Origin of the sequence: Klebsiella sp. K5-204 (assembly GCF_030128585.1) — a bacterium.
Taxonomy (GTDB): domain Bacteria; phylum Pseudomonadota; class Gammaproteobacteria; order Enterobacterales; family Enterobacteriaceae; genus Klebsiella; species Klebsiella quasipneumoniae.
This window is the reverse complement of record NZ_JAKUZS010000035.1, coordinates 1-1,411: the sequence shown is the minus strand read 5'-3', so window position 1 is coordinate 1,411 and position 1,411 is coordinate 1. Positions and strand designations below refer to the sequence as shown.

At 53.1% G+C, this 1,411-nt stretch carries 1 rRNA gene; it reads right to left on the bottom strand.

From position 1 onward, the window contains the following. Positions 1-46: 46 nt before the first annotated feature. A 23S ribosomal RNA gene (locus tag MKR05_RS26855) occupies positions 47-1,411 on the bottom strand; the annotation flags it as partial.

Sequence of the window (1,411 nt, the reverse complement as noted above, 5' to 3'; positions counted from 1 at the left end):
AAGCTGAAAATCTTCTCTCAATCCGCCAAAACATCTTCGGCGTTGTAAGGTTAAGCCTCACGGTTCATTAGTACCGGTTAGCTCAACGCATCGCTGCGCTTACACACCCGGCCTATCAACGTCGTCGTCTTCAACGTTCCTTCAGGAGACTTAAAGTCTCAGGGAGAACTCATCTCGGGGCAAGTTTCGTGCTTAGATGCTTTCAGCACTTATCTCTTCCGCATTTAGCTACCGGGCAGTGCCATTGGCATGACAACCCGAACACCAGTGATGCGTCCACTCCGGTCCTCTCGTACTAGGAGCAGCCCCCCTCAATTCTCCAGCGCCCACGGCAGATAGGGACCGAACTGTCTCACGACGTTCTAAACCCAGCTCGCGTACCACTTTAAATGGCGAACAGCCATACCCTTGGGACCTACTTCAGCCCCAGGATGTGATGAGCCGACATCGAGGTGCCAAACACCGCCGTCGATATGAACTCTTGGGCGGTATCAGCCTGTTATCCCCGGAGTACCTTTTATCCGTTGAGCGATGGCCCTTCCATTCAGAACCACCGGATCACTATGACCTGCTTTCGCACCTGCTCGCGCCGTCACGCTCGCAGTCAAGCTAGCTTATGCCATTGCACTAACCTCCTGATGTCCGACCAGGATTAGCTAACCTTCGTGCTCCTCCGTTACGCTTTGGGAGGAGACCGCCCCAGTCAAACTACCCACCAGACACTGTCCGCAACCCCGGTCAGGGGCCCACGTTAGAACATCAAACATTAAAGGGTGGTATTTCAAGGTTGGCTCCACGCAGACTGGCGTCCACGCTTCAAAGCCTCCCACCTATCCTACACATCAAGGCTCAATGTTCAGTGTCAAGCTATAGTAAAGGTTCACGGGGTCTTTCCGTCTTGCCGCGGGTACACTGCATCTTCACAGCGAGTTCAATTTCACTGAGTCTCGGGTGGAGACAGCCTGGCCATCATTACGCCATTCGTGCAGGTCGGAACTTACCCGACAAGGAATTTCGCTACCTTAGGACCGTTATAGTTACGGCCGCCGTTTACCGGGGCTTCGATCAAGAGCTTCTCCTTACGGATAACCCCATCAATTAACCTTCCGGCACCGGGCAGGCGTCACACCGTATACGTCCACTTTCGTGTTTGCACAGTGCTGTGTTTTTAATAAACAGTTGCAGCCAGCTGGTATCTTCGACTGGTCTCAGCTCCATCCGCAGGGACTTCACCTACACACCAGCGTGCCTTCTCCCGAAGTTACGGCACCATTTTGCCTAGTTCCTTCACCCGAGTTCTCTCAAGCGCCTTGGTATTCTCTACCTGACCACCTGTGTCGGTTTGGGGTACGATTTGATGTTACCTGATGCTTAGAGGCTTTTCCTGGAAGCAGGGCATTTGTTACTTCAG